11 protein-coding genes and 1 pseudogene are annotated in these 17721 nt (G+C 50.6%); 9 read left to right on the forward strand and 3 right to left on the reverse strand.

The genetic code is table 11. The features are described from left to right. Positions 1–31: 31 nt before the first annotated feature. Entirely contained in the window at positions 32–1054 is a 1023-nt protein-coding gene (locus HEM79_RS04055) for a zinc-binding alcohol dehydrogenase family protein (RefSeq protein WP_176241842.1), read from the reverse strand. A gap of 138 nt (positions 1055–1192) precedes the next feature. On the opposite strand from HEM79_RS04055, the gene HEM79_RS04060 reads away from it, so the two are divergent. Both HEM79_RS04060 and HEM79_RS04065 read left to right on the forward strand, forming a co-directional pair. Beyond that, positions 1193–2107 carry a GntR family transcriptional regulator gene (locus tag HEM79_RS04060; RefSeq protein ID WP_000091592.1) on the forward strand — a complete coding sequence of 305 codons (915 nt, stop codon included), beginning with the start codon at positions 1193–1195 and terminating at the stop codon, positions 2105–2107. Between the two features lie 218 nt (positions 2108–2325). Next, entirely contained in the window at positions 2326–3687 is a 1362-nt protein-coding gene (locus HEM79_RS04065) for an MFS transporter (RefSeq protein ID WP_176241843.1), read from the forward strand. A gap of 49 nt (positions 3688–3736) precedes the next feature. On the opposite strand, the gene tsr is transcribed toward HEM79_RS04065, so the two are convergent. After that, a complete protein-coding gene (gene tsr, locus HEM79_RS04070) occupies positions 3737–5398 on the reverse strand; it encodes a methyl-accepting chemotaxis protein (protein WP_176241844.1) in 1662 nt (553 codons plus the stop codon). Positions 5399–5625: 227 nt separating this feature from the next. On the opposite strand from tsr, the pseudogene HEM79_RS04075 reads away from it, so the two are divergent. From HEM79_RS04075 to yjiA, 4 genes and pseudogenes are all read left to right on the forward strand, one after another. Then, positions 5626–6168 (forward strand): annotated as a pseudogene (locus tag HEM79_RS04075) (hypothetical protein). 414 nt (positions 6169–6582) lie between these two features. Next, a complete protein-coding gene (gene btsT, locus HEM79_RS04080) occupies positions 6583–8733 on the forward strand; it encodes a pyruvate/proton symporter BtsT (RefSeq protein ID WP_001309197.1) in 2151 nt (716 codons plus the stop codon). Between the two features lie 49 nt (positions 8734–8782). Next, positions 8783–8986, forward strand: coding sequence for a YbdD/YjiX family protein (locus tag HEM79_RS04085; protein WP_000467859.1), 204 nt, complete (start codon positions 8783–8785; stop codon positions 8984–8986). A gap of 10 nt (positions 8987–8996) precedes the next feature. After that, positions 8997–9953: a GTPase gene (gene yjiA, locus HEM79_RS04090; RefSeq protein ID WP_021578300.1), complete on the forward strand. Its 957-nt coding sequence runs from the start codon at positions 8997–8999 to the stop codon at positions 9951–9953. Positions 9954–9995: 42 nt separating this feature from the next. Here the strand turns inward: yjiA and HEM79_RS04095 are convergent, their stop codons facing one another. Beyond that, positions 9996–10730, reverse strand: coding sequence for a Fic family protein (locus HEM79_RS04095; RefSeq protein ID WP_176241845.1), 735 nt, complete (start codon positions 10728–10730; stop codon positions 9996–9998). Between the two features lie 262 nt (positions 10731–10992). Here HEM79_RS04095 and hsdR point away from each other — a divergent pair, with 262 nt between their 5' ends. From hsdR to HEM79_RS04110, 3 genes are all read left to right on the forward strand, one after another. Continuing rightward, positions 10993–14505 carry a type I restriction-modification system endonuclease gene (hsdR, locus tag HEM79_RS04100; RefSeq protein WP_176241846.1) on the forward strand — a complete coding sequence of 1171 codons (3513 nt, stop codon included), beginning with the start codon at positions 10993–10995 and terminating at the stop codon, positions 14503–14505. Positions 14506–14581: 76 nt separating this feature from the next. Continuing rightward, the gene (gene hsdM / locus HEM79_RS04105; protein WP_176241847.1) at positions 14582–16171 is read left to right on the forward strand and encodes a type I restriction-modification system methyltransferase; all 1590 of its coding nucleotides are present in this window, start codon (positions 14582–14584) and stop codon (positions 16169–16171) included. Further along, complete coding sequence (locus HEM79_RS04110) at positions 16168–17520, forward strand: restriction endonuclease subunit S (RefSeq protein ID WP_176241848.1); 1353 nt, start codon at positions 16168–16170, stop codon at positions 17518–17520. The genes hsdM and HEM79_RS04110 overlap by 4 nt, the downstream gene beginning before the upstream one ends. Positions 17521–17721: the final 201 nt, after the last annotated feature.

A 17721-nucleotide genomic window follows, 5' to 3' on the forward strand; every position in this document is an offset into this window, starting at 1 on the left:
ACTGCATAGCCACTTTACCAGTCACTCATTATCAGAAAGTAACCACGCCCTTAATCAACTCACGATTGTTAATCACATCGCGCTCATAGGTTTCTGCCAGCGTGGCGAACGGATAGCGATGGGTTAACATCATGTCGGCAGTGATCTTCCCTTCAGCCATCAGCCGCCAGACTTTCGCAAAATCTTCCGGCGTAGCGTTACGGCTACCCATTATTGTGGTCTCTTTTTTGTGGAATTCTGGATCAGAGATTTGCAAATCGCCTTTAAACAGGCCGACAAAGACTACCGTGCCACCGTGGCGAATCAGATTAACAGTGTTATTCATCGCATGTTGATTACCTGTCGCGTCGATCACTTTCTGCGCCAGAGAGCCACCAAATTGCGCGCGCAGTTGGTCATCAAAATCTTCTGCTGCCGGATCAAGCACGGGTAGCTCCAGATGCCTTATCACATGCTCACGCCGCGCCGGACTGGTATCGACCACCACCACCTGTGCGCCATCAACTTTAGCAATTGCCGCCGCGCCAAGACCGATTGGCCCCGCCCCAACCACCAGCACTTGCTCGCCAGGCGCAACTGCCGCGCGGCGCACCGCATGAGCACTAATGGCGAAGGGTTCAATCAACGCTGCCGCCTGTGGGTCGATGCCGTCTGCGGGCAAAATATTCGCCTCTGGCACGCTTAAATACTCACTAAAACCGCCATCCTGATGCACCCCTATGACCGAAATGCTTTCACAGCAGTTGGTGCGACCACTTTTACACGCCGGGCATTTCTGACAGGCGATATAAGGGATCACTGCAACTTGCTGGCCATTTTTGAGATCAGCAATATCTTTACCTAATTCAACAATCTCTCCACATATTTCATGGCCTAACACGCGTGGATAACTAAAAAATGGTTGATTTCCACCCCAGGCATGAATATCAGTACCACAAATTCCGACAGACTTAATCTTTATCAATACTTCATCGCCACCGGGAATTGGCATTTCATATTGTTTCCAGACTAATTCTTTCGGTTTCTGGCAAATTAATGTATTTATCTTAGGCATAATTCTGCTCTCCATTTTTTGTTGTCTTAGATATCAATGAAAATGAAAAATGCCAGTGAAATAGAAAATCTATTTTGTGAAAATACACGCATAAAAATGTTTTAAATCGGGTTTTAATAGCGCGACAAGGAGAAAAATATGAGTCGCTCACAAAATTTACGCCATAATGTGGTTAACCAGTTTATTGATGAGATGGTATGTGGTCATATCCCTTCCCCACTCCCATCGCAAAGCTCACTAGCGGAAATGTACAACGTCAGTCGCACCACGGTGCGTCATGTTCTCAGCCACTTACGCGAATGCGGTGTCCTGACGCAGGTCGGGAATGACCACGTCATCACGCGTAAACCTGATCACAACGATGGTTTTGCCTGTCCCGCAGCTTCGATAAGCGAGCAAGACAAAGTATTTGAGCAGTTTTTTTTCACGATGATAAATCAGCGTCAGTTATTGCCTGGTGAAACTTTTTCGGAGCTACAACTGGCGCGAGCGGCAGGTGTCAGCTCGATTACGGCAAGAAAATATCTTTTAAAATTATGGTGCTATAACCTCACCCAAAGCGAAAAACGCGGTCAGTGGAGGATAAAGCATTTCGATCAATCCTACGCCGAGCAGCTTTTTGAACTGCGCGAAATGTTGGAAACGCGCTCAATCCAGCGTTTTCTCACTCTGCCTGATAATGATCCGCGCTGGTTTCAGGTGAAAACCATGCTCGAACGCCACCGAATGCTGCGTAACAACATCGGCAGTAATTTTCACACGTTCTCGCAACTGGACAGAGAGTTCCATTCCTTATTGCTTTCAGCCACTGACAATATCTTTTTCAATCAATCCATTGATATTATCTCCGTCATCTTTCATTTCCACTATCAATGGGACGAAAACGATCGCCGGCAGCGCAATATCATAGCCATAGATGAGCATATGACTATTCTCAGTGCTTTGGTTTGCCGCAGCTATGTGGATGCAACGCTTGCACTACGTAACCATTTGAATTCAGCTAAACAAGCGATGATTCGTTCCATCAAGAAGAACAAGCGGTACGTTTATTAAATACAGATTAAAAACAGCAAACTATTAGTTTGTGCACGGTTTTATCAAAATATAAACACCCGAAATTTCCGGCTTACCTATGCTCGCAACCAGTCGACTATAAATGTTTTCTTGTGAGCGGTAGTGAAATCCTAAAGATTTCATCTGCCATTAATATTAACCCTGCGCAATACATAATTACGCAAATAATTAATATATTATAGATACAGGAGTTCGGCGTGGAAAAAGAAAATATTACCCTCGATCCGCAGTCTTCCTTTCGCTCATCGTCGTCGGTAGATATCCCCGTGCCACCAAATGGATTAATTCAACGCAGTCCCCGAATTAAACACATTCAAACCACCGCCATGGTGTTATTATTTATTGCTGCGGTAATAAATTTTCTCGATCGCAGTTCGCTGTCGGTAGCGAATGTAACTATTCGTGGAGAGCTGGGGTTAAACGCCACCGAGATGGGCGCTTTACTCTCCGTGTTCTCGCTCTCTTACGGGATTGCGCAATTGCCCGCAGGCGCACTGCTGGATCGCAAAGGTTCACGTCTGATGTTGGGACTAGGGATGCTAGTCTGGTCGCTGTTCCAGGCAATGTCTGGCATGGTACACAGCTTTACGCAGTTCGTGCTGGTACGTATTGGTATGGGGATCGGTGAGGCTCCCATGAACCCGTGCGGTGTTAAAGTGATTAACGACTGGTTCAACATCAAAGAACGTGGACGCCCGATGGGCTTTTTTAACGCAGCCGCCATCATTGGTGTTGCCATAAGCCCGCCGATTCTGGCGGCGATAATGCTGGCCATCGGCTGGCGTGGGATGTTTATAACCATCGGCTCACTGGGTATTTTTCTCGCCATCGCCTGGTTTATGCTCTATCGCAACCGCGAGCAGGTAGTGCTGACCGGCGTTGAACAAACCTATCTCAACGCCGGTAGTGTCAATACCCGCCGCGACCCACTCACTTTTGCCGAATGGCGCAGCCTGTTTCGTAACCGCACAATGTGGGGAATGATGCTCGGTTTCAGTGGTATCAACTATGCGGCATGGCTGTACATTGCCTGGTTGCCGGGTTACCTGCAAACAGCCTATCACCTGGATTTAAAAAGCACGGGCTTGATGGCGGCAATACCTTTCCTGTTCGGTGGGATCGGGATGCTACTCAACGGATATGTGACCGACTGGCTGGTCAAAGGAGGGATGAAGCCGATTAAGAACCGTAAGCTCTGTATTATTACCGGGATGTTCAGTTCAGCCGCCTTTACTCTGGTAGTACCACAAGCGACAACCCCCATGAGCGCGGTTCTGCTGATTGGCATGGCGTTGTTCTGCCTTCACTTTGCCAGTACATCCTGCTGGGGACTGGTTCACGTAGCGGTAGCTTCTCGCATGACTGCATCAGTGGGCAGTATCCAGAACTTTGCCAGCTTCATCTGCGCCTCATTAGCACCGATTATTACCGGTTTTATTGTCGATACCACTCACTCATTCCGTCTGGCGCTGCTCATCTGCGGTTGCGTCACCGCAGCAGGCGCGCTGGCGTACATCTTCATGGTACATCAACCCATTAGCGATCCGCATAAAGAGTAATCTCCCCTTGCCCGATAAGTCATCGCTTATCGGGCATTTTTTGTGGCAATTAAAACGTTTCCCAGTTATCCCCGCTATCAGCCACTACCGCTTTACGCGACACCACCGGTGCCACCGTTTTTACCGCCAACGCTTCGCGCTGACGCTGTTGCTCTTGCTGAATACGAAATACAGCCACAGCTTCAGTCAGGCGGCTGGCCTGCTCTTCCAGCGCGGCAGCAGCAGCGGCTGACTCTTCCACCAGCGCAGCGTTCTGTTGCGTTACCCGGTCCATCTCAACAACCGCTAAACCAACCTGATCGATACCGCGACTCTGCTCATCTGAAGCGGAGGCAATTTCGCCCATGATATCGGTCACGCGGGTCACGGCGCTGACAATCTCCGCCATAGTTTCCCCGGCGCTTTCGACGAGTGTCGATCCGACATCCACTTTGCCAACCGAATCTTCAATCAGACTTTTAATTTCACGCGCCGCCTGGGCACTACGCTGAGCCAGATTACGCACTTCTCCCGCAACTACCGCAAAACCACGCCCTTGCTCACCCGCACGCGCTGCTTCGACCGCCGCATTCAAGGCCAGAATATTCGTCTGGAAAGCAATGCCGTCGATGACGCTGATAATATCGGCGATTTTCTGCGAACTGGTAGAGATATCGCGCATGGTTTGTACCACGCTATCGACCACATTACCGCCACGTTGTGCCGTTTCGGAAGCACTTAACGCCAGATGGCTTGCCTGTCGCGCGTTCTCGGCATTCTGTTTCACTGTCGCAGTCAATTGCTCCATGCTGGCTGCCGTCTCTTCTAACGAAGCGGCTTGTTGCTCAGTGCGTGAAGAGAGATCGTTATTACCGGTAGCGATTTCGCTGGCTCCGCTATAGATGGCATTAGCACCATTACGCACATCACCCACGGTACGTACCAGTTCACTTTGCATATGGCGCAAACTCTCTGCCAGTTGCCCCACTTCATTAGAGCCGTCTACCTCGATCGGTTTCACCAGATCGCCGCCAGCAATATGACGAATGTTGTCGATCAGGCGATTCATCGGCGCTACCAGCGACGTTTTAATACCAAACCAGACGACGAAGATGACCGCCAGTACGACGATCAGCACACCCGCCAGCACCCACATTGCCTGGTTAAAGGCAGCATTATTATCGGTGACGGCGATGTCATAGAGACGATCGTTTTGCTGCATGTACGCCATATACTGCTTCTCGAAACCGTCCTGATATCCCTGAGTAGGTTGGTCAAAAAACTCGTTGATTTTGCCCGCCCCTAACAACTGGATCAGCTCCGCCAGTGCATTGTGATAGATATCGTAATTACGTTTGATCTCCGTAGCAGCCGCTGTGCTCTGATGCAAGTCACGCGGTAATGCTTCGTAATCTGCCCAGTTTTTTTCCGCTTGTTTCAGCGAAATAGTGGCACTCTGCATCAGCTCGGCGACGGTCGAACCGCTGCCAATATTGTTCTGATCCATCATGTAGCGGATACCCGCACGGTTGAGGGTGTTACGCGTCTGCAACAACGCAACCCAACTGCCATTTAGCGTAGATTGCTGCTGGCGAATGGTTTGTAAGACGGAGAGATTTTCTTTGTCCTTTTTTAAAGCGTTAAAGAACAGGCTGCCTGATGTCAGTTGCAAAAGGCCGAAAACGGCCAAAACCAGCAGTAAGCTGGTCACGATCCTGATACGTTTTAACATGGTTTCTCTTTTCCTGTTGACCGATAGCAGGATTTTCGGCCTGGAATGAGAAAACTTTATAGGTAGCGACCTGAAACTGGTTAAATTTACCTCACTTTTTTATTTTTGTTCAAAAATACAATAACCACTCATTGATACATTTTTCTTTCTTATTTTTTTCACACTAACTGTATCTATTTTGAACGAAATATGTTCTATATGTAAATTTTTAAGAAAGGACATCTGAAATGTTAAACCGTGACTTCGATCATCTCTCAACGCTATTACATCTCTTTTTTGAACGTGAGGATATTTGTCAAAAACTTAATATTATTGACCAAAACAATATCACTGGTTGGGAAGTGTGGCTTCAGGTTGAATTTGCCAATATGCTCTGCTCAACAGGCCATGAATGGTGGCGAGAACAAACACTTTGCTGTGATAAGCGCAGAAATCCCGTGCGCCCCACACTACGCACAGATTTCTTATTACGTAAAAAAGGCTGGACGCAAGATAGCTATATCGCACTTGAAATAAAACAAAACAGAGACGCGACTAGTTGTGTTAAAAATATGATCGCAGACTTAGAGAAAAGTGCCAAAATTAAACGTTCTGAACTTGATTTGCGTAGTTTCTGAACCCTGGGCATCACCCCCACGATAGACAAGGAAAGACTGGATCATCTCATCGATAGTTATTTAGATGAGAAATTTTACCTTACTAAATCTCGTAAAAAACACGTTTTACTTAAAGAAATAAATAATACACCATATTGCTATATTGTTATTTAATATTTATAGCGTGAATATAATTTTTATATGAGTAACACAACCGAGGGCTAAAAATCGCTTCGGTTGTGATCAATATCACATAAATAGCCTTCATAAACCTCGCCCAATACCGCTCAACTGCAAAACTGACCGCTTACGTCCCTAATATAACCACTCAGTTATTTACCTTACTTTACGCGCGCGTAACTCTGGCAACATCACTGCAGGATAGCGGTCAATTTACCTCCTCAAACGCAACGCAAACCTAGAACGGCTTCGGCCTATGATTAACAAATTACTCTATGGATTTCGGTTTGCAGGAAGGCAGCAAGTGAGTGAATCCCCGGGAGCTTACAAAAGTAAGTGACTGGGGGAGCGAATGTAGCTGCCGCATCAGTAAGCCAAAAGACGACGAGTAAAATGCCAGGTTTTACTATGGATACGAAAAAACTATTCAAGCACATACCCTGGGTGATTCTTGGAATCATCGGTGCATTCTGCCTCGCGGTAGTTGCATTACGTCGGGGGGAGCACGTCAGTGCCCTGTGGATCGTGGTCGCCTCTGTGTCGGTGTATCTGGTGGCGTATCGCTACTACAGTCTGTACATCGCCCAGAAGGTGATGAAACTCGACCCCACGCGCGCGACGCCTGCGGTTATTAACAACGACGGTCTGAACTATGTTCCGACCAACCGTTACGTGTTGTTTGGTCACCACTTCGCCGCTATCGCCGGTGCCGGTCCGCTGGTTGGTCCGGTGCTCGCCGCGCAGATGGGCTACCTGCCTGGCACGCTGTGGCTGCTGGCGGGGGTAGTGCTGGCCGGTGCGGTACAGGACTTTATGGTGCTGTTTATCTCCTCTCGCCGTAACGGCGCATCTCTCGGTGAGATGATCAAAGAAGAGATGGGACCAGTACCGGGGACTATCGCGCTGTTTGGCTGTTTCTTAATCATGATCATCATCCTTGCCGTCCTGGCGCTGATTGTGGTTAAAGCCCTGGCCGAAAGTCCGTGGGGTGTCTTCACCGTTTGCTCAACCGTACCGATTGCGCTGTTTATGGGTATCTACATGCGCTTTATCCGTCCGGGGCGTGTGGGTGAAGTCTCTGTCATTGGTATCGTACTGCTGGTTGCCTCTATCTACTTCGGTGGCGTGATTGCTCACGATCCGTACTGGGGTCCGGCACTGACCTTTAAAGACACCACCATTACCTTCGCGCTGATTGGCTATGCGTTTGTTTCCGCACTGCTGCCAGTGTGGCTGATCCTCGCACCGCGCGACTATCTGGCAACCTTCCTGAAAATCGGCGTTATCGTCGGCCTGGCGCTGGGTATCGTGGTACTGAACCCGGAACTGAAAATGCCTGCGATGACCCAGTACATTGACGGTACTGGCCCGCTGTGGAAAGGCGCTCTGTTCCCGTTCCTGTTCATCACCATCGCCTGTGGTGCGGTATCTGGCTTCCATGCGCTGATCTCTTCCGGTACGACGCCGAAACTGCTGGCTAACGAAACCGACGCGCGTTTCATTGGCTACGGCGCAATGCTGATGGAGTCCTTCGTGGCGATTATGGCGCTGGTTGCTGCGTCCATCATCGAACCGGGTCTTTACTTCGCGATGAACACCCCACCTGCGGGTCTCGGCATCACCATGCCTAACCTGCATGAAATGGGTGGCGAGAACGCGCCGATCATCATGGCGCAGCTGAAAGACGTTACCGCACACGCGGCAGCAACCGTCAGCTCCTGGGGCTTCGTGATTTCGCCAGAGCAGATCCTGCAAACCGCGAAAGACATTGGTGAGCCTTCTGTCCTGAACCGTGCCGGTGGTGCGCCGACGCTGGCGGTAGGTATCGCACACGTGTTCCACAAAGTGCTGCCGATGGCTGACATGGGCTTCTGGTATCACTTCGGTATTCTGTTTGAAGCACTGTTCATCCTGACCGCACTGGATGCCGGTACGCGTTCTGGCCGCTTTATGCTGCAAGACCTGCTGGGTAACTTCATCCCGTTCCTGAAAAAAACCGACTCTCTGGTTGCCGGTATCATCGGTACGGCGGGCTGTGTGGGTCTGTGGGGCTACCTGCTGTATCAGGGCGTGGTCGATCCGCTGGGCGGCGTTAAGAGCCTGTGGCCGCTGTTCGGTATCTCCAACCAGATGCTGGCAGCCGTGGCGCTGGTACTGGGCACCGTTGTGCTGATTAAGATGAAGCGCACTCAATACATCTGGGTAACTGTTGTTCCGGCGGTATGGCTGCTTATCTGCACCACCTGGGCGCTGGGTCTGAAACTGTTCAGCACCAACCCGCAGATGGAAGGCTTCTTCTACATGGCAAGCCAGTACAAAGAGAAGATTGCTAACGGTACTGACCTGACGGCGCAGCAGATTGCCAACATGAACCACATCGTTGTGAACAACTACACCAACGCGGGCCTGAGTATTCTGTTCCTGATTGTGGTGTACAGCATCATCTTCTACGGTTTCAAAACCTGGCTGAAGGTGCGTAACAGCGACAAACGTACTGACAAAGAAACGCCGTACGTTCCAATCCCGGAAGGCGGCGTGAAGATCTCTTCGCACCACTAACCGTGTTTAGCCCCGCTTCGGCGGGGCTTTGTTCTTATCAGAGTGAACTATGTTTGGTAACTTAGGACAGGCAAAAAAATATCTCGGCCAGGCGGCGAAGATGTTGATTGGCATTCCAGACTACGACAACTACGTCGAGCATATGAAGACCAACCATCCCGACAAGCCGTACATGAGCTACGAAGAATTCTTCCGCGAACGCCAGAACGCGCGCTACGGCGGCGATGGTAAAGGCGGTATGCGCTGTTGTTAATGGAGAGAGCATGAACCCGATTGCAGTTACCCTACTCACCGGTTTTTTAGGCGCGGGCAAAACCACCCTGCTGCGCCATATTCTTAACGAACAACACGGCTACAAGATTGCCGTGATTGAAAACGAATTCGGCGAAGTCTCCGTTGACGATCAATTAATTGGCGACCGCGCCACGCAGATCAAAACGCTGACCAACGGCTGCATCTGCTGTTCACGCTCCAACGAGCTGGAAGACGCGCTACTCGACCTGCTGGATAATCTCGACAAGGGCAATATTCAGTTCGACCGTCTGGTGATTGAATGCACCGGCATGGCCGATCCCGGCCCGATTATTCAGACCTTTTTCTCCCATGAGATTTTATGCCAGCGTTACCTGCTGGACGGCGTGATTGCGCTGGTGGATGCTGTACATGCCGATGAGCAGATGAACCAGTTCACCATCGCCCAGTCACAAGTGGGCTACGCCGACCGTATTCTGCTGACCAAAACCGACGTCGCAGGCGAAGCAGAGAAACTGCGTGAACGCCTGGCGCGCATCAACGCCCGTGCACCGGTCTACACCGTTACCCACGGCGATATCGACCTGGGGCTGCTGTTCAACACCAACGGTTTTATGCTGGAAGAGAACGTCGTCAGCGCCAAACCGCGTTTCCACTTTATCGCGGACAAACAAAACGATATTTCGTCGATTGTGGTGGAACTGGATTACCCGGTAGATATCAGCGAAGTTTCCCGCGTTATGGAAAACCTGCTGCTGGAGTCGGCGGATAAACTGCTGCGTTACAAAGGGATGCTGTGGATTGACGGTGAACCTAACCGCCTGCTGTTCCAGGGCGTCCAGCGCCTCTACAGCGCCGACTGGGACCGCCCGTGGGGCGATGAAAAACCGCATAGCACAATGGTGTTTATCGGGATTCAGCTGCCGGAGGAAGAGATTCGAGCAGCGTTTGCGGGGTTGAGGAAGTAGGGTTTATGGGCCGGATAAGGCGCAGCCGCATCCGGCGTCTACTCAGAGCTGATAGCACTCCACCAAAAACGCCATCATCTCCGTCGCGTCTTTGCTGTGATAAAAGCGTACCATTTTGCTGTTAAATTCCAGGGCTTTAGCTGCTGGTATACTGATTGGATTATAGCCGTGCATCATTAACCAGCCATTCATCATATGGCGGCTGGTGCGCTTGTTACCGTCGAAGAAAAACTGATAGTAGGCACCGAAAAGGAACATCGCCAGCGCGCCTTCAAACGGGGGAAGCATTTTAATATGCGCGAAACCCTCAGCAAAAATGCGGTTCAGCTCTGGTGCACCCGCTTCGGTAGCAGGAGGAAAATGGGTGCCCAACTCGCCGAGGTGAACGCGCGCATTGTAATGCAACTCTTCACCTTCGCCGCGAAAAATGCCCCACTCCGGCGCCTCATTGCGGGCAATAATGCCGTGCAATAACGTGAACGTTTTTTTATCGAGATCAAAACGGCCTGACTGCACCAGCTCGATCAACTTTTTCGCGCTGTCCGCCAGGTTTAGCACCTGCTCAGTATCACTGACCTTGTGCCCGCCAACGGTGACGCCATCGAGCAGCGTTTTAACTTCAACAAAGGTATAAGGGTTATTTTCCAGTTGCGCGGCATCCCAGACAAAACCCGCCATATGCGTTTTGAAGGTAAACAATGCCGCGCGCGTACCGACAATTTGCATCGCCGGGATGGCATTTGCATTCCAGCTCAGGTCCAGTAGTTTGGTTGTCATTAGAGGATCCTTGATTGCATGGTTCACTGTTTTTTACTCAAAATAATCCAGCTTCAGCACCTTCAAAAAACGTAAAGAAACACCGGCCAGAAAAACGAGTCGTTATTGCGACTACTATAGCACTACCAAAATAGACGAACACGTTAGAAATGAGTCAGTTGCTGTGACTCCGGTCATTGCCCGGAAAGGTACAGAAAGCTAAGATAAGATGTTATGGGCCTTAAATATTTGGACAGGCCCACACAGCAATGGATTAATAACAATGATGAATAAATCCAATTTTGAATTCCTGAAGGGCGTCAACGACTTCACTTATGCCATCGCCTGTGCGGCGGAAAATAACTACCCGGATGATCCCAACACGACGCTGATTAAAATGCGTATGTTTGGCGAAGCCACAGCGAAACATCTTGGTCTGTTACTCAACATCCCCCCTTGTGAGAATCAACACGATCTCCTGCGCGAACTCGGCAAAATCGCCTTCATTGATGACAACATCCTCTCTGTATTCCACAAATTACGCCGCATTGGTAACCAGGCAGTGCACGAATATCATAACGATCTCGACGATGCCCAGATGTGCCTGCGGCTCGGCTTCCGTCTGGCTGTCTGGTACTACCGTCTGGTCACCAAAGATTATGACTTCCCGGTGCCGGTGTTTGTGTTGCCGGAACGTGGTGAAAACCTCTATCACCAGGAAGTGCTGACGCTAAAACAACAGCTTGAACAGCAGGTGCGAGAAAAAGCGCAGACTCAGGCAGAAGTCGAAGCGCAACAGCAGAAGCTGGTTGCCCTGAACGGCTATATCGCCATTCTGGAAGGCAAACAGCAGGAAACCGAAGCGCAAACCCAGGCTCGCCTTGCGGCGCTGGAAGCACAGCTTGCCGAGAAGAACGCGGAACTGGCCAAACAGACCGAACAGGAACGTAAGGCTTACCACAAAGAAATTACCGATCAGGCCATCAAGCGCACACTCAACCTTAGCGAAGAAGAGAGTCGCTTCCTGATTGACGCGCAACTGCGTAAAGCAGGCTGGCAGGCCGATAGCAAAACCCTGCGCTTCTCCAAAGGCGCGCGCCCGGAACCCGGCGTCAATAAAGCCATTGCCGAATGGCCGACCGGGATAGATGAAACGGGTAAACAGGGCTTTGCGGATTATGTGTTGTTTGTCGGCCTCAAACCCATCGCAGTGGTAGAGGCGAAACGTAACAATATCGACGTTCCCGCCAAGCTCAATGAGTCGTATCGCTACAGTAAATGTTTCGATAATGGCTTCCTTCGGGAAACCTTGCTTGAGCATTACTCACCGGATGAAGTGCATGAAGCGGTGCCGGAGTATGAAACCAGCTGGCAGGACACCAGCGGCCAACAACGGTTTAAAATCCCCTTCTGCTACTCGACTAACGGGCGCGAATACCGCGCAGCGATGAAGACTAAAAGTGGCATCTGGTATCGCGACGTGCGTGATACCCGCAATATGTCGAAAGCCTTACCCGAGTGGCATCGCCCGGAAGAGCTGCTGGAAATGCTCGGCAGCGAACCGCAAAAACAGAATCAGTGGTTTGCCGATAACCCTGGCATGAGCGAGCTGGGCCTGCGTTATTATCAGGAAGATGCCGTCCGCGCGGTAGAAAAGGCAATCGTCAAGGGTCAACAAGAGATCCTGCTGGCGATGGCGACGGGTACTGGTAAAACTCGTACGGCAATCGCCATGATGTTCCGCCTGATCCAGTCCCAGCGTTTTAAACGCATTCTCTTCCTTGTCGATCGCCGTTCTCTTGGCGAGCAGGCGCTGGGCGCGTTTGAAGATACGCGTATTAACGGCGACACCTTCAACAGCATTTTCGATATTAAAGGGCTGACGGATAAATTCCCGGAAGACAGCACCAAAATTCACGTTGCCACCGTACAGTCGCTGGTGAAACGCACCCTGCAATCAGATGAACCGATGCCGGTGGCCCGTTACGACTGTATCGTCGTCGATGAAGCACATCGCGGCTATATTCTCGATAAAGAGCAGACCGAAGGAGAGCTGCAGTTCCGCAGCCAGCTGGATTACGTTTCTGCCTATCGTCGCATTCTCGATCACTTCGATGCGGTAAAAATCGCCCTCACCGCCACCCCGGCGCTGCATACGGTGCAGATTTTCGGTGAGCCGGTTTACCGTTATACCTACCGTACCGCAGTTATCGACGGTTTTCTGATCGACCAGGATCCGCCGATTCAGATCATCACCCGCAACGCGCAGGAAGGAGTTTATCTCTCCAAAGGCGAACAGGTAGAGCGCATCAGCCCGCAGGGGGAAGTGATCAACGACACCCTGGAAGACGATCAGGATTTTGAGGTCGCCGACTTTAACCGTGGCCTGGTGATCCCGGCGTTTAACCGCGCCGTCTGTAACGAACTCACCAACTACCTTGACCCGACCGGGTCGCAAAAAACGCTGGTCTTCTGCGTCACCAATGCCCATGCCGATATGGTGGTGGAAGAGCTGCGTACCGCGTTCAAGAAAAAGTATCCGCAACTGGAGCACGACGCGATCATCAAGATCACTGGTGATGCCGATAAAGACGCGCGCAAAGTGCAGACCATGATCACCCGCTTCAATAAAGAGCGGCTGCCCAATATCGTGGTAACCGTCGACCTGCTGACAACCGGCGTCGATATTCCGTCGATCTGTAATATCGTGTTCCTGCGTAAAGTACGCAGCCGTATTCTGTACGAGCAGATGAAAGGCCGCGCCACGCGCTTATGCCCGGACGTGAATAAAACCAGCTTTAAGATTTTCGACTGTGTCGATATCTACACCACGCTGGAGAGCGTCGACACCATGCGTCCGGTGGTGGTGCGTCCGAAGGTGGAATTGCAAACGCTGGTCAACGAAATTACCGATTCAGAAACTTATAAAATCACCGAAGCGGACGGCCGCAGTTTTGCCGAGCACAGCCATGAACAACTGGTGGCGAAGCTCCAGCGCATCATCGGCCTGGCCACGTTTAATCGTGACCGCAGCGAAACGATAGATAAACAGGTACGTCGTCTGGATGAGCTATGCCAGGACGCGGCGGGGGTGAACTTTAACGGCTTCGCCTCGCGTCTGCGGGATAAAGGGCCGCACTGGAGCGCCGAAGTCTTTAACAAACTGCCTGGCTTTATCGCCCGTCTGGAAAAGCTGAAAACTGACATCAACAACCTGAATGATGCGCCGATCTTCCTCGATATCGACGATGAAGTGGTGAGCGTAAAATCGCTGTACGGTGATTACGACACGCCGCAGGATTTCCTCGAAGCCTTTGACTCGCTGGTGCAACGTTCCCCGAACGCACAGCCGGCATTGCAGGCGGTGATCAATCGCCCGCGCGATCTCACCCGTAAAGGGCTGGTCGAGCTACAGGAGTGGTTTGACCGCCAGCACTTTGAGGAATCTTCCCTGCGCAAAGCGTGGAAAGAGACGCGCAATGAAGATATCGCTGCCCGGCTGATTGGACATATTCGCCGCGCTGCGGTGGGCGATGCGCTGAAACCGTTTGAGGAACGAGTCGATCACGCGCTGACGCGCATTAAGGGCGAAAACGACTGGAGCAGCGAGCAATTAAGCTGGCTCGATCGTTTAGCGCAGGCGCTGAAAGAGAAAGTGGTGCTCGACGACGATGTCTTCAAAACCGGCAACTTCCACCGTCGCGGCGGGAAGGCGATGCTGCAAAGAACCTTTGACGATAATCTCGATACCTTGCTGGGCAAATTCAGCGATTACATCTGGGACGAGCTCGCCTGACACGGTATCATTCCCGGCAATTTCTTCTTCTGCGGCCCGATAAATTTGGGCCGCTGCTTAATTTACGGAACTCACAATGAACAATAACGATCTGGTCGCGAAGCTGTGGAAGCTGTGCGACAACCTGCGCGATGGCGGCGTTTCCTATCAAAACTACGTCAATGAACTCGCCTCACTGCTGTTTTTGAAAATGTGTAAAGAGACCGGGCAGGAAGCGGAGTACCTGCCGGAAGGCTACCGCTGGGATGACCTGAAATCCCGCATCGGCCAGGAGCAGTTGCAGTTCTACCGTAACCTGCTGGTACATCTGGGCGCCGACAATCAAAAGCTGGTGCAGGCGGTGTTCCAGAACGTCAACACCACCATTACCCAGCCGAAACAGTTGACCGAACTGGTCACAAATATGGATTCGCTGGACTGGTACAACGGTGCGCACGGTAAGTCGCGCGATGACTTCGGCGATATGTACGAAGGGCTGTTGCAGAAAAACGCCAACGAAACCAAGTCTGGCGCGGGCCAGTACTTCACCCCGCGTCCGCTGATTAAAACCATTATTCATCTGCTGAAACCGCAGCCGCGTGAAGTGGTGCAGGACCCGGCGGCAGGTACGGCGGGCTTTTTGATTGAAGCCGACCGCTACGTTAAGTCGCAGACTAACGATCTGGACGACCTTGATGGCGACACGCAGGATTTCCAGATCCACCGCGCGTTTATCGGCCTCGAACTGGTGCCCGGCACCCGTCGTCTGGCGCTGATGAACTGCCTGCTGCACGATATTGAAGGCAACCTCGACCACGGTGGCGCAATCCGTCTGGGCAACACTCTGGGTAGCGACGGAGAAAACCTGCCGAAGGCGCATATTGTCGCCACTAACCCGCCGTTTGGCAGCGCCGCAGGCACCAACATTACCCGCACCTTTGTTCACCCGACCAGCAATAAACAGTTGTGCTTTATGCAGCATATTATCGAAACGCTGCACCCCGGTGGTCGTGCGGCGGTGGTGGTGCCGGATAACGTGCTGTTTGAAGGCGGCAAAGGCACCGACATTCGTCGTGACCTGATGGATAAGTGTCATCTGCACACCATTCTGCGTCTGCCGACCGGTATTTTTTACGCGCAGGGCGTGAAGACCAACGTGCTGTTCTTTACCAAAGGGACGGTGGCGAACCCGAATCAGGATAAGAACTGTACCGATGACGTGTGGGTGTACGACCTGCGTACCAATATGCCGAGCTTTGGTAAACGCACGCCGTTTACCGACGAGCATTTGCAGCCGTTTGAGGGCGTGTATGGCGAAGACCCGCACGGTTTAAGCCCGCGCACTGAAGGTGAATGGAGTTTTAACGCCGAAGAGACGGAAGTTGCCGACAGTGAAGAGAACAAAAACACCGACCAGCACCTAGCCACCAGCCGCTGGCGCAAGTTCAGCCGCGAGTGGATCCGTACCGCGAAATCCGATTCGCTGGATATCTCCTGGCTGAAAGATAAAGACAGCATCGACGCCGACAACCTGCCGGAGCCGGATGTATTAGCGGCAGAAGCGATGGGCGAACTGGTGCAGGCGCTGGGTGAACTGGATGCGCTGATGCGTGAACTGGGCGCGAGCGATGAGGCGGATGCACAGCGTCAGTTGCTGGAAGAAGCGTTTGGTGAGGTGAAGGAATGAGTGCGGGGAAATTGCCGGAGGGGTGGGTTGAGTGTGAATTATCCGCACTCGGTAACATAGTTACAGGGAAAACCCCCAGTACTAAAGAGCCTTCCAATTTTGGAGGCAATATTCCTTTCATTAAACCAGGCGATCTTGATCTCGGTGGCTATATCATGAATACCGCCGATACTCTGACGGAGAAAGGGTTATCTCTTGTACCCACTCTTCCTGCCAATTCAGTCGTTGTAACGTGTATTGGAAATTTAGGAAAAGTTGGCATTACCGCTAAAAAATCCGCATCTAATCAACAAATAAATGCATTAATCCCGACAGAAAAGCTAAATGTAAAATTTGTTTATTACCAAATTTTAACATTAAAACCATGGTTAGAGTCTCAATCAGCAGCTACTACGATTGCGATTGTGAACAAGAGCAAATTTTCTCAGGCACCATTTAAATTCCCGCCACTTGCCGAGCAAAAAATCATCGCTGAAAAACTCGATACGCTGCTGGCGCAGGTAGACAGCACCAAAGCACGTCTTGAGCAAATCCCACAAATCCTGAAACGTTTTCGTCAGGCGGTTCTATCTGATGCAGTGAGTGGAAAATTAACCGAAGAATGGCGAAAAAAAAATGGATTATCCCTACCCAAAATAATTACCATTGATGAAATTGTAGAAAGTTCTTTTTATGGGCCCCGATTTAGCAAAAACGATTATACGCTTGAATCTAATGGAATACCTACGATTCGTACTACCGATATGGAAAAAGGAAATATATTTATTACTCAGAGCACACCTCGCGTTCACGTACCAACCGATAAAATTGAACAATTCAAAGTACAAAAAAATGATTTGTTAATTACACGCACTGGTAGTATTGGTGTAATGGCTTTATTTACTGATGATTACCTTGCTATCCCTAGCGCTTACTTGATTAGATTTAGATTCATAAAAGAAGTTAATGCTAAATATGTGTATTTTTCATTAACATCCCCTATTGGTCAGCAACAAATGGGATTAAGCACTACTGCTATCACTCAGCCAAATATAAATGCAAAATCTATCAGAAATATTAACATTTTTTTCCCGGAACTGGTTGAACAAGCCGAAATCGTTCGCCGCGTCGAGCAACTCTTCGCCTACGCCGACACCATAGAAAAACAGGTCAACAACGCCTTAGCCCGCGTCAACAACCTGACGCAATCCATCCTGGCAAAAGCGTTCCGTGGTGAACTTACCGCCCAGTGGCGGGCCGAAAACCCGGAATTAATCAGCGGTGAAAACAGCGCCGCCGCGTTGCTGGAAAAAATCAAAGCTGAACGCGCAGCCAGCGGGGGTAAAAAAGCCTCACGCAAAAAATCCTGAACATTATTTTCTGGCGCACCTTTCCGGTGCGCTTTTTATTATTTCACACCAATCATAACTCACGTAAATATATTTAATTCATTCCAGAAGCCGCCCATTTTATTCTATTTTTAGCTGGACTTTCCCTGTATTTGCTGATGATATATCCAGGTATTTAGCGCGGTGCGGATGTGCGCCAACACACCCGCACCGCTCATCACA

This window comes from Escherichia sp. 93.0816 (assembly GCF_013368855.2).
GTDB classification, from domain to species: Bacteria; Pseudomonadota; Gammaproteobacteria; order Enterobacterales; family Enterobacteriaceae; genus Escherichia; species Escherichia ruysiae.